Raw genomic sequence first — 13,000 nt, forward strand, 5'->3', positions numbered from 1 at the left:
CATAGCGTTGTGGACCCACCTGATTCCATGCCGAACTCAGAAGTGAAACGCAATAGCGCCGATGGTAGTGTGGGGCTTCCCCATGTGAGAGTAGGACATCGCCATGCTTGTTTATTGTTTTTAGATTTTGAAAAATCTAAAGGCAAAACTAAAACCTAGCATTATTAAAGTAAGACTAAGTTTTAGGACAATTTGTGGAGAGATGGCTGAGTGGTTGAAAGCACCGGTCTTGAAAACCGGCATACGTTAATAGCGTATCTAGGGTTCAAATCCCTATCTCTCCGCCACTATTAAGAAAGCCCGTTGCTAACGCAACGGGCTTTTTGCATTTCAGGTATTTGAAAACGACTACCTGACAAATACTACTTCTACAAAGAACGGATCTGACAGCCCAAAAGCTGAACTCATCACCTCTATATCTAGTTTCTGAAGATACAAAAAAGCCGACACATAATGTCGGCCAAATAAAAGCGAGTAAATAGATTAAGCGCGGTTGGCGACTTTATCCTTAAGTTCTTGCTTCTCTGTATCTGAGATGAATGCCAGCTCTAAGCCATTGATCTGTGTCTGACGAATTTCATCTTGTGATAGGCCAGCTTGCGGCGCAGCCACTTCGTATTCGTATGGCAGCTCAATACCTTCCACTGCTGGGTCATCGGTGTTCAGACAGGCTAGCACACCGTGATCAAGGAACTGTTTGATCGGGTGGTTGGCTAGAGACTCTACCGTACTGGTCTGGAAGTTAGAGGTTAGACAAGACTCAATACCAATGCGGTTTTCTGCAAGGTAATCCATCAGTTTAGGATCGTGAATGGCTTTGACGCCATGACCGATACGAGTGGCTCCTAGCTCTTGAATCGCTTGCCACATGCTTTCGGCACCGGCAGCTTCACCTGCATGAACCGTTACGTTCAGACCAGCTTCTTTGACTTGAGTGAAATGTTTAACAAAGCGATCACCTGGTTGGCCCAGTTCGTCACCGGCCAGATCAACGGCTACAATTTTGTCTTTTTGTGTCAGGATGGCATCCAGTTCTTGCTGACATGCATCTGTACCGAATGTACGACTCATAATGCCAATTAGGTTAGCTTTGATACCAAAATCACGAACACCAGCCTCTACGCCATCGACAACCGCTTCAACAACACCTTCTACAGGCAGTTTGTGTTTCATCGCCATGTAGTAAGGTGAGAAGCGCAGCTCAGCGTAATCAATTTGCGCATTCAGTGCATCTTCAACATTTTCGTAAGCAACGCGACGACAAGCGTCCAGATCACCAAGAACCGACACTCCCCAATCTAACTTAGATAGGAACGCGACAAGAGACGGCTCTGCTTCAACGATTTGTACATGCGGTGTCAGTGACTCCACATCGTAAGCTGGCAGGGCAATACCAAACTTCTGGCCAAGTTCTAAAATGGTTTTGGTGCGGATGTTTCCGTCAAGATGACGGTGCAAATCTGTAAGTGGTATGTTCTTGGTTATCATTATAGTAATTCCGATTGTCTGAATTGAGCTAAGTATAAGAATCAATGCCAGAAGTGTCAGTAGCAAATGCTCGCAAAACCGGCCAAGAGTGGTGTTATTTACTTCATGTTAACCAGATCTGTTGGCCACTCTTCGAACGGAACTGGACGACTAAATAAGAACCCCTGCCCCTGAGGGCAATTGAGAGATGTTAGCATTTGTGCCTGCTCTGATGTCTCTATGCCTTCAGCGACCAAGTCAACTTTCATACCACGAGTCATGTTGATGATGGCGGCGACAATGGACGTGTCGAGATTCTCTTTTTCCATTTTCTGCACGAAAGTTCGATCGATTTTCAAACAGTCAAAAGGCAGCTTATGCAGATATGCCAAAGAGCTGTAGCCAGTACCAAAATCGTCAATGGCGATATGAATACCCAAATCTCGGATAGCCTGCATGTTTTTAACGATGACAGGATCATTATCGACAATCCTCGACTCGGTGATTTCTAAAGTCAGGTTGCCAGCGTTTAAACCTGATGAAGAAAGTACTGAGCGCAGTGAACCGATGAGATCTGGCTGAGAAAGCTGGTTAACTGACAAGTTAACATGCAGATGGAAGCGCTCGTCCCATTTGCCTTCTTTCATGCCTTTGACCGTGTCATTGCAGGCCTGAGTGAGTATTTGCTCACCGATAGAGCCAATTAGCCCGCTTTCTTCAGCGATAGGGATAAAGTCGAGTGGTGAGATGAGACCCGATGAGGGGGATAGCCAACGGGCAAGCGCCTCGGCACCGATGACTGCTCCGGTGTTAAGATCAACAATCGGTTGGTAGAAAGGAACAAACTCTTGATGCTCCAAAGCGTCTTTGATTTTGGCCTGCATTAACGTGCGTTTACGTGAAACATCGGCCATTTCAGGTTTGTAGTAGCTGACCTGAGTCAACTCTTGCTTCGCATTGCTCAGCGCAATGCTGCCGTTGCGAAGCCAAAGCGTCATATTATTGTGCTCACTTTCGGTCACCACACCAATTGATACATTCACCACCACACTTTCTTGCTCCATGACAAACGGTGATGCGAACATCTGCTGAATTCGATGGATCGCAAGGGTAATCTGCTCATCACTTGGTGGTTGAGAAAAATAAAACGCAAACTCATCACCAGCAATTCTGGCGAGATACCAATCATCGTCGAACAAAGTTCGCAGGCGCTCGGCGATGATCACCAGCAGTTGATCGCCTTTATAGTGGCCAAGACTGTCGTTGATATCACGGAATTTGTTGATCCCGATCAGCAGCAGGCAACCATTCATCTTAGGCAGCGCATCGCAGGTCTCAATCAGCCCCTCTCGGCTGTAAAGCTTGGTCAATGAATCGTAGAGTAATTGCGAACGCAAGGCGCGGAATGAGGCTTTGAGGTTATTGGCCATTTCGTTAAAGGCAAAGACCAGCATGCTGGTTTCGTAGATGTAGCCCGGTTTAGGCATGGTGCTGTCCCAGTCGCCTTTTGCCAAATGTTTTGCAGCTGCAGCCGTTGAAGTGATGGGTGCAACGACGCGATTAAACGCCACTAAACCAATCAAGATGCCGATAAAACTGGCAATGACGCCGATGATCCAACTATCACGCTGGCTTTCAGGTAATTGGCCGAGTAAGTCGGATTCAGAAATGGCTACCCCGATATACCATTTAAGGCCGAATTGATCGGTGTAAGGTGTGATGTGATTGAAGTATCTTGCACCATTGATATCGATACTAAAGCGATTGGTTTCCTGCGAGGCGTGATAGCCTTGGTCAAAGGCGTACTGGGCACTGGTTTGAACTATCGGATTGGAGCTCTCGGTCGCCAATAAGCGCTGGCCTTTGTCGCTGAGGGGCGTGCCCCACGAGACAACACTTCCACCAGTAGAGTGTGCAACCAGCCTTTGCTTCGCATCAAACAGGTAAATGGCCGCGTTGGTTTTTTCCTGTTGATGCTTTAAGAAAGTATTAAAGGTGTCGATTTTGACGTCGGTGACGACCACTCCCTGAAACGCTTGTTGTTGGTAAACGGGCGTTAACGCTGACAAAGTGATTTCCTGACGTTCATCAGCATTGGCATAAATGGATGACCACATCGGCGCTTGCTTTTCGGCGACTGGGGCGTACCAAGGTCGAATCCTAGGGTCATAACCCTCAAAGACTGAACGAACATCCTTGCTTATCATCTGACCGCGATAAATAACCAGTTTCTGTGCTGTGCGGTCATCTTGAATCATTAAGGTGTAACCCTGATTCGATTCTTTACGAAAGCCGACATACTCTGCGCCCTCGCCGCCAAAGCCAATTACGTCTAATTGCGGTATGGAGCGATACAAATCTTGGAAGCTGGCTAGGAGAAACTGTTCTATCTCACTGGTGTCGCCTTTCTCGTAGAGCTGATTAAAGCCGATGTTATGGCTAAGAGACAGGCTGGCTTCGAATGGTTTACTGAGAAAGTCATTAAGTTCAAGAGTGACGTTATCTGTGAGCGCCGTGAGTTGTTTATCGCTGATATCGAGAACCATCTCTTCGTAGCTGCGCTTTTGCACAGCGACAATGACCCCTATTGTAAAGATAAAAATCATGACAAAAGGGAGAACGACTGCGGTTCTTAATGTGATTTGCGTAGTTGCCGACATGCTGTCCTTAAATACCTGAAACTAAAATCCGTGTTGGCGGGTTTGAGTCTGCAAGCAAACAGCCATAGTGCACTGGTGCTGACCCATAAAGCCCTAAAATGCTTATCAATTGTACAATGCGACAGGCTTTATGGAATAAATTAATGAGCTAGATGTTAATAAAGCTCTTTTAGTTTTCTGGTTAAAGTGTTTCTGCCCCAACCAAGCACTTTGGCTGCATCTTGCTTATGGCCGTTAGTATGCTCTAAGGCCGCTTCCAAAAGTATACGTTCAAATTCAGGAAGTGCGTAGGTCAGCAATTCGGTATCCCCTTGAGAGAGCGACTGTCTTGCCCAGCTAGAAAGCTGCTGCTGCCAGCTGACATTGCTATCAAAGCTGGTGCTGGATTTTTCCTCTAGCAGTTCAGCAGGTAGATCGGCGGGGAGAATTTCGCTGCCACTGGCCATGACGGTTAGCCAGCGACAGATGTTCTCTAGCTGTCTGACATTCCCCGGCCAGCTAAGTTTATTCAATGCTTCAATCGCTGAAGGATGCAGGGTTTTGACATCCACACCAAGTTCTTCTGCGGCTAAGGAAAGAAAGTGCAGAGTGAGCTTTTCGATATCTTGCTTACGTTCACGAAGGGCTGGAATTTGCACGCGGATAACATTAAGACGGTGGAATAAATCTTCACGAAAGTCGCCTTGATGAACCAGCTTTTCCAGATTCTGGTGCGTCGCGGCGACAATACGCACATCCACTTTGATTGGAGAGTGCCCCCCGACTCGATAGAACTGACCATCAGCGAGGACACGTAGCAGCCGAGTCTGAATGTCGAGTGGCATGTCACCAATTTCATCCAGAAACAAAGTCCCCCCGTTAGCTTGCTCAAAACGGCCTTGTCGAACGCTATTGGCACCGGTAAAGGCCCCTTTTTCATGCCCAAACAATTCAGACTCAATCAGGTCTTTGGGAATTGCCGCCATGTTAAGCGCAATAAATGGCTTACTGGCTCGCGGGCTGTGGCGGTGCAGTGCGTGAGCGACCAGTTCTTTACCTGTACCAGATTCACCATTTATCAATACTGAAATTGAAGAGCGAGACAGGCGGCCGATAGCGCGAAACACCTCTTGCATTGCGGGTGCTTCACCAATAATTTCTGGCGCATTGTAGTCGTTGGGGTCTGAATTCGCTTGGTCGCGTTTTTGCTCCTGACTGTGGGTGATGGCACGTTCAACTAACGTTAGCGTTTCATCCACATCAAATGGCTTAGGTAGGTATTCGAAAGCCCCTTTTTGATAGGCATTGACCGCGGCATCCAGATCAGAGTGCGCCGTCATGATGATCACAGGTAAGTCTGGTGAGCGTTCGTTTACTTGTTTGAGGAGCTCTATACCGTCGATGCCCGGCATACGAATATCGGACACCAGTACGTCCGGTGTTTCGCGTTCCAGCGCCAGTAGAACGCTTTCTGCATCAGAAAACGTATCGCACTTAATATTTGCTGATGAAAGGGTTTTCTCCATGACCCAGCGGATAGAGCTGTCATCATCTACTACCCAAACGTATCCTTTACTCATAACAAACTTATCCTTTCAGCAATGCCACTAACGTAAAATTTAAATTGGCAGATATATGGTGAATGTGGTTCTGCCTGGCCAGCTTTCGACATCAATTTTGCCCTGATGCTGGTCTATCAGGTTCTGAGCAATGGATAAGCCCAGCCCTGTGCCGCCTTCTCTTCCGCTGACCATGGGATAGAAAAGGGTGTCTTGTAATTCTGCGGGGATGCCCGGCCCGTTGTCGATGATCTCCACCCGCGCCGCTAATTTGCAGCGCTGACCGTGAATGTTGGTTTGATGCACCGTTCTGGTGCGAATGATGATATTGCCATTGTTCTGCTTTTGCAGAATTTGCCCTGCATTACTGACAATATTCAAAAGCGCTTGCTCAATCTGATCCGAATCCATTAAAAACTCAGGCAAGCTTGGGTCGTAATCGCGCTCAATCGTCACGGACTGTGCAACTTCGAGTTCGACTAACTGGCGCACCTTCTCCAGAATCAGATGGAGGTTTTCCTGTTGTTTCTTGCCAGGCTTTTGTGGGCCAAGTAAGCGATCGACTAAGGAACGTAATCGGTCCGCCTGTTCGATGATGATTTGGGTGTATTCCGTCAGAGATTGGTCGGGCAGCATACGTTCTAGTAACTGCGCTGCGCCGCGTAGCCCGCCCAGTGGGTTTTTTATCTCATGAGCGAGCCCACGCACCAGCAGCTTGGCGGCTTGCTGTTGAGCGTGTTGATTCAGCTCTTGTGATAAACGACGTTGCTGACCAATTTTGCGCATTTCGACCAGCAGCATAAGCTCTTTCTGCCAAGAGATCGGGCTGACGGTGACTTCAAGCATCAAGGGTTTGCCATCGACTACAAAAGTCACATCGCTGTCAGTGATACTCTGACCGCTTTGTAGCGGTTGAGACAACAAGGCTAAGTCCATGGAAGCGTGTTGAATGAGCTTGGACAATGGCTGGTCAACGATGCGTTTAGCGCTTTGTGAAAACAGCTGCTCTGCGGCTGGATTGGCGTAACGAACCTGAAGCGATTCGTTCATGATCAGCACAGAGGTGACCTGATGATTGAGTATTATGTTATCGAGTTCGCTGCTCACGGTTATCCCTCATCCTTGACCTTAAAATGTGCAATGCACCAATTTGGTGCGGTTACATTCCAAGTATGGCGCAATAACCCATGCAGAAGAAGTGAAAAGTCCAGATATCACAGGCTTTTCAGTATCCTTGCCGTTAATTGCACCGTTATGAACAGTAACAATGCAATAAGCTTGCCGTGCATAAGATATTGAATAGAAAAGATTTGAAGTGAATTTTATTGATATATAAGACATAAAAAAGGCTCACCAAAAAGGTGAGCCTCGAAGGAAGGGGCTAATCGATCGAGCGATTACACTGAGTAGTAAAGTTCGAACTCAAGTGGGTGAGTCGTCATGTTTACTTGCTCGACGTCTTGAGACTTAAGGCCGATGTAAGAATCGATAAAGTCATCAGAGAACACGCCACCTGCTGTTAGGAACTCACGGTCTGCATCTAGTGAATCTAGTGCATCTTTCAGTGAGTAAGCAACGGTTGGGATTTCAGCTGCTTCTTCCGCTGGTAGGTCGTACAAGTCTTTGTCCATCGCTTCACCTGGGTGAATCTTGTTCTTAATACCGTCAAGACCAGCCATTAGCATTGCTGCGAAACATAGGTATGGGTTAGCTGATGGATCACCGAAGCGAACTTCGATACGACGTGCTTTCGGGCTTGGTACCACAGGGATACGAATAGAAGCACTACGGTTACGAGCAGAGTAAGCCAGCATTACAGGTGCTTCGAAGCCTGGAACGAGACGCTTGTATGAGTTAGTCGCTGCGTTCGCGAATGCGTTGATTGCGCGAGCGTGCTTGATGATACCACCGATGTAGTAAAGGGCTGTTTCAGACAGGCCGCCGTACTTGTCACCCGCGAATAGGTTAACGCCGTCTTTAGCTAGAGATTGGTGAACGTGCATACCAGAGCCGTTGTCACCAACTAGTGGTTTAGGCATAAAGGTTGCGGTCTTACCAAATGCGTGAGCAACGTTATGAACCACGTACTTGTAGATTTGGATTTCATCTGCTTTGGTTGTCAAGGTGTTGAAGCGAGTCGCGATTTCATTCTGACCAGCAGTCGCAACTTCGTGGTGGTGCGCTTCTACAACCAGACCCATTTCTTCCATGATTAGACACATAGCAGAACGGATGTCTTGAGATGAATCAACAGGAGCTACTGGGAAGTAACCACCTTTCACGCCTGGACGGTGACCTTTGTTGCCTTCTTCGTAATCAGAACCTGTGTTCCATGCAGCTTCTACGTCGTCGATCTTAAAGAAAGAGCCTGACATATCAGTCGCGAACTTCACGTCGTCGAATAGGAAGAACTCTGGCTCAGGACCGATAAGTACGGTATCTGCAACACCTGTAGAGCGCATGTAGTCTTCAGCACGCTTGGCGATAGAGCGAGGGTCGCGGTCGTAGCCTTGCATGGTTGCAGGCTCAAGGATGTCACAACGGATGTTCAGTGTTGCATCTTCTGTGAATGGGTCAAGTACAGCGGATGACGCATCTGGCATCATAACCATGTCTGACTCGTTGATGCCTTTCCAGCCAGCAACTGAAGAACCATCGAACATCTTACCTTCTTCGAAGAAGTCTGCATCGATCTGGTGAGCAGGAATTGAGATGTGCTGCTCTTTACCTTTTGTATCGGTAAAGCGTAGGTCAACAAACTTAACTTCGTTTTCTTGGATCAGCGATAGAACGTTTTCAACTGACATCTTGGATAACCTCCAGTGTTATTAAAGCGGTGTTAGCTCGATTGATGAACAAATCCAGCATTGATTAATTTCATTTCAATCGTATTAATCGATGCTGATATCAATAAAGCCAAAACCATGCCAAAAAAATTATTCCATTAATTTCAATGAATTAGTGGTTTTGGTATCAGTTTGGTGCACCAGCTTGCACCAAAATGATCTTGAATTGCACTTTATTGGTGCAAATCTCTTAAGGTGCACCAATATGAAACAAAAGCGTATTCCATTCAGCCGCCATTCGCCACCTATGTCAATGCACAATTTTGCATATTCAGAGCGATATTGTGTTCGATCAAAGCATATTCTTCAGAAAACCAACGTATCAGATCACATATTTCTGGGTTTTTCGCTAAAATCTGGTACATTATGGCCGTTTTTTTAATCAAGTAAGCTCGCTTCATTCATCGACCATGTTTGAAGCGAGCTTCTACTATCGAGTGAATCAAATCCATGGCTACTCCACAGATTGATAAATTGAGAAATATCGCGATCATCGCGCACGTTGACCACGGTAAAACAACACTGGTTGATAAACTGCTACAGCAATCAGGCACTTTAGAGTCTCGCGGTGAAGCTGAAGAGCGAGTCATGGACTCGAACGACATCGAAAAAGAGCGTGGCATTACCATCCTTGCTAAGAACACAGCAATTAACTGGAATGACTACCGCATCAACATCGTAGATACTCCGGGACACGCGGACTTCGGTGGTGAAGTTGAGCGTATCATGTCAATGGTAGACTCAGTGCTGCTGATTGTTGACGCTGTTGATGGCCCTATGCCTCAGACTCGCTTCGTAACACAGAAAGCATTTGCTCACGGTCTTAAGCCAATTGTTGTTATCAACAAGATTGACCGTCCTGGCGCTCGTCCTGACTGGGTTATGGATCAGGTGTTCGACCTATTCGATAACCTAGGTGCAACTGACGAACAGCTAGACTTCAAAGTGGTTTACGCATCAGCGCTTAACGGTTGGGCTTCTCTAGAAGAAGGCGAAACTGGCGAAGATATGGAACCGCTATTCGAAACTATCGTTGAAGAAGTGACAGCACCGCAAGTTGACCTAGACGGCCCGCTGCAGATGCAGGTTTCTCAGCTAGATTACAGCTCTTACGTTGGTGTTATCGGTGTTGCTCGTGTCACTCGTGGTAGCGTTAAGCCTAACCAACAAGTTACCGTTATCGGTGCGGATGGTAAGACTCGTAACGGTAAAGTCGGCACTGTAATGGGCTACCTAGGTCTTGAGCGTCACGAAGTCGACCAAGCGAACGCAGGTGACATCGTTGCAATCACAGGCCTTGGTGAGCTGAAAATCTCAGACACTATTTGTGCACAAAACCAAGTTGAAGCCTTGCCAGCACTTTCTGTTGATGAGCCAACGGTAACCATGACGTTCCAAGTAAACACGTCTCCGTTTGCTGGTAAAGAAGGTAAATTCGTAACGTCACGTAACATCCTTGAGCGCCTAGAAAAAGAGCTAGTACACAACGTTGCACTGCGCGTTGAGCAACTAGATGATCCAGACAAATTCCGCGTATCAGGCCGTGGTGAACTTCACCTATCTATCCTGATCGAAAACATGCGTCGTGAAGGTTTCGAGCTAGCGGTATCTCGTCCTGAAGTTATCATCAAAGAAGAAGATGGTCAGCTAATGGAACCGTACGAAACGGTAACTATCGATGTTATGGAAGAGCACCAAGGCGGCATCATGGAGAACATCGGCCTACGTAAAGGTGAGCTGACTGACATGTCTCCAGATGGTAAAGGCCGCGTGCGTATGGACTTCATCATGCCTTCTCGTGGTCTGATTGGTTTCCAAACTGAATTCATGACGCTAACGTCGGGTTCTGGTCTTCTTTACCACACATTCGATCACTACGGTCCACACAAAGGTGGCGAGATCGGTCAGCGCATCAACGGTGTCCTAATCTCTAACGGTATGGGTAAAGCGCTAACCAACGCACTATTCAACCTTCAAGAGCGTGGCCGTATGTTCATCGGTCACGGTGTTGAAGTATACGAAGGCATGGTTGTTGGTATTCACAGCCGTGACAACGACCTAACGGTAAACGTACTGAAAGGTAAGCAGCTAACCAACGTTCGTGCATCAGGTACTGATGATGCGCAGGTACTGACTCCGCCAATCATCATGACGCTTGAGCAAGCACTTGAGTTCATCGATGACGACGAGCTAGTAGAAGTAACGCCTGAAAGTATCCGTATCCGTAAGAAGTTCCTAACGGAAAGCGATCGTAAGCGTGAAGCACGTAACGCTAAGTAATTTTACTTAATCGTTATTTAAGCTTTAAAGCCCTGAGTTGATATCAACTCAGGGCTTTTTGTTGTTACGCAGTCGTAAAAGAATGCGTGGCCTTTGTTCGTCAGGTAACAGCTATAGTCGCTGAGGCCACAAACGAAAACCGCCTCACTTGGAGGCGGCCTTAAAGCACTACTTTTGATTGAGCTTTTGCAGGAACTTATCTGATTCTGCTATCGCGGCATTCATATCCTTGATTGCGTACTGGATATCTTGTTCCAAGTTTGCGAACTCGCCTTGTAGTGAACCAATCGCACTCGCATTGAGGTTGTGTTTCAAGTACAGCGTATTGTCTCGCAATGTATTGAGTACAGGTGTCATCTTATCTTCTGCACGTTTCATTGCGCTTAACATTGTGTTGTATGAACGCTGAGTCTCTTTGAGCTTCTGTTCACTTGCCCGTTTGAGCTTAGTGCTGGTGTAGAGATCTAATTCGCTTTGCCATTCGGCGAAGAGTGCGTCTGACACATCTTCAATTGCCGCAATTCGGTCACTGACTTCTTGTGCTGCTTTTTCGCTGTCTTGGTATTTGTCGTTAATCTGGTTGTAGATCGTTTCCAGTTCGCCACCATCAAACTGAGTGAGTGCTGAGAGCGCTTCCAGTGCGCTGGTGAACTCTTGTTGCGCGTCTTGCTGAGACTGTTTGGCATCTTCGACACGATCTACCATGATGTCGCGTTTGTGATAGCCTACTTGTTCCATCGCTGAGTAATAAGCAGATTGGCAGCCCGTGAGGGTAAAAATGGAGAGCATCAGCGCCAGTAAGTACGGCATGATTGTGTCCTTTCCTTTAAAATGATGATGTTAGGATGGCGGAGTTGATGAGGAGTTACAAGTTGAATATCGAGCAACTGAGCAAGCAAAGTCTGAACTTTGGGCGATATCTGCTCACCCGAATGGGGCATGATAGAGTGAACGTTAATGCGGGCTATCTGGCTTACATTACCTTGCTGTCGATCGTACCTATGTTAACCGTGCTGTTATCTGTACTGTCTTCGTTTTCTGTATTCGCTAACGCTGGAGACGTGATCCAAGATTTTGTCATTACCCATTTTGTTCCCGCAGCAGGGGATGCAGTGAAACAGGCACTACTCGAATTTGTCGCCAACACTGGCAAGATGACCGCCGTGGGTGGTTTGTTCTTGTTTGTCGCCGCTTTAATGCTGATCTCCAACATCGATAAGAACCTCAATTACATCTGGCGAGTGGAGCACAAACGTCGTGCCGTGTTCTCATTTTCCATGTACTGGATGGTGCTGACTCTAGGGCCGATCTTGGTTGGAGCGAGTATCGCCGCTACTTCTTATGTGACGTCATTAAAAATTATCGATAGTGAAGCCATTTCAGGGGCTTACGACTTCCTGTTACGCTGGTTGCCTTTTTTGCTGTCCTTTTTTGCGTTTATGGGCTTGTACATCTTAGTGCCGAATAAGAAGGTCTATGTTTCTCATGCGGTAGTCGGGGCTATTGTTGCGGCACTGTTGTTTGAGGCAAGTAAAAAAGGCTTCGCGGCGTACATTACTCAATTTCCTTCCTACCAGTTAATTTATGGCGCGCTGGCCGCGATTCCGATTTTGTTCGTCTGGGTTTACTTGTGCTGGCTGATTGTTTTGATTGGCGCTGAGGTCACAGCGGCATTAGGTGAGCGAGAGCAGTGGAGTGATGACCAAGAAATGGTACACTCGGCGGAAACGATTAAACAGCAGCAAGAAGGAAAAAGCAGTGATAGCGCTGATCCAAAGAGTAAGTGAAGCCGCAGTGCGCGTTGATGGTGAAGTGGTTGGTGAAATCGACCAAGGTCTACTTGTTCTACTTGGCGTAGAAAAGGACGATGATGAAGCTAAAGCGAAGCGATTGATGGAGCGTGTAACCACTTACCGAGTATTTGGTGACGATGAAGGGAAGATGAATCTCAACGTGAAACAGGTCGAAGGTAAAGTGCTGGTGGTTTCCCAATTTACCTTGCCTGCAGATACCAATAAAGGTACCCGTGCCGGTTTCTCACGTGGAGCGCATCCAGCGGATGCTGAGCGCTTATACGATTACTTTGCAGACCAGTGCTCGCAAGTGCTGCCGACAGAGCGAGGGCGCTTCGCCGCTGATATGAAAGTATCACTGGTTAATGACGGCCCGGTAACCTTCTGGTTACAGGTATAATTATAAAGATAGGCTA

The 13,000-nt window shown here is 47.1% G+C and carries 9 protein-coding genes, 1 tRNA gene and 1 rRNA gene; 5 read left to right on the top strand and 6 right to left on the bottom strand.

Annotation, left to right across the window (positions count from 1 at the left end):
* A 5S ribosomal RNA gene (gene rrf, locus F0265_RS18210) occupies positions 1-107 on the top strand; the annotation flags it as partial.
* Positions 108-196: 89 nt separating this feature from the next.
* Positions 197-287 (top strand) — tRNA-Ser (locus F0265_RS18215).
* Between the two features lie 196 nt (positions 288-483).
* Here the strand turns inward: F0265_RS18215 and add are convergent.
* From add to glnA, 5 genes are all read right to left on the bottom strand, one after another.
* The gene (add, locus tag F0265_RS18220) at positions 484-1,488 is read right to left on the bottom strand and encodes an adenosine deaminase (RefSeq protein WP_171749940.1); all 1,005 of its coding nucleotides are present in this window, start codon (positions 1,486-1,488) and stop codon (positions 484-486) included.
* Positions 1,489-1,586: 98 nt separating this feature from the next.
* The gene (locus F0265_RS18225; RefSeq protein WP_171749941.1) at positions 1,587-4,127 is read right to left on the bottom strand and encodes an EAL domain-containing protein; all 2,541 of its coding nucleotides are present in this window, start codon (positions 4,125-4,127) and stop codon (positions 1,587-1,589) included.
* 155 nt (positions 4,128-4,282) lie between these two features.
* Positions 4,283-5,686, bottom strand: a complete 1,404-nt coding sequence (gene glnG, locus F0265_RS18230) for a nitrogen regulation protein NR(I) (protein WP_019276617.1) — start codon at positions 5,684-5,686, stop codon at positions 4,283-4,285.
* A gap of 39 nt (positions 5,687-5,725) precedes the next feature.
* A complete protein-coding gene (glnL, locus tag F0265_RS18235; protein ID WP_019276616.1) occupies positions 5,726-6,772 on the bottom strand; it encodes a nitrogen regulation protein NR(II) in 1,047 nt (348 codons plus the stop codon).
* Between the two features lie 290 nt (positions 6,773-7,062).
* Positions 7,063-8,472 (bottom strand): glutamate--ammonia ligase, encoded by a 1,410-nt coding sequence (glnA, locus tag F0265_RS18240; RefSeq protein WP_171749942.1) that lies wholly within the window; start codon positions 8,470-8,472, stop codon positions 7,063-7,065.
* 489 nt (positions 8,473-8,961) lie between these two features.
* On the opposite strand from glnA, the gene typA reads away from it, so the two are divergent.
* Positions 8,962-10,791, top strand: coding sequence for a translational GTPase TypA (gene typA, locus F0265_RS18245; protein WP_006957230.1), 1,830 nt, complete (start codon positions 8,962-8,964; stop codon positions 10,789-10,791).
* Positions 10,792-10,959: 168 nt separating this feature from the next.
* On the opposite strand, the gene F0265_RS18250 is transcribed toward typA, so the two are convergent.
* Positions 10,960-11,601 carry a DUF2959 domain-containing protein gene (locus tag F0265_RS18250; protein ID WP_171749943.1) on the bottom strand — a complete coding sequence of 214 codons (642 nt, stop codon included), beginning with the start codon at positions 11,599-11,601 and terminating at the stop codon, positions 10,960-10,962.
* A 62-nt stretch (positions 11,602-11,663) separates the two neighbouring features.
* Here F0265_RS18250 and F0265_RS18255 point away from each other — a divergent pair, with 62 nt between their 5' ends.
* Together F0265_RS18255 and dtd are read left to right on the top strand one after the other, a co-directional pair.
* Entirely contained in the window at positions 11,664-12,578 is a 915-nt protein-coding gene (locus F0265_RS18255; protein WP_038164381.1) for a virulence factor BrkB family protein, read from the top strand.
* Positions 12,550-12,984 (top strand): D-aminoacyl-tRNA deacylase, encoded by a 435-nt coding sequence (gene dtd, locus F0265_RS18260; protein WP_006957227.1) that lies wholly within the window; start codon positions 12,550-12,552, stop codon positions 12,982-12,984. The genes F0265_RS18255 and dtd overlap by 29 nt, the downstream gene beginning before the upstream one ends.
* The last annotated feature ends 16 nt before the right edge of the window (positions 12,985-13,000 follow it).

It is taken from the genome of Vibrio sp. RE88 (assembly GCF_013113835.1).
Classification (GTDB): domain Bacteria; phylum Pseudomonadota; class Gammaproteobacteria; order Enterobacterales; family Vibrionaceae; genus Vibrio.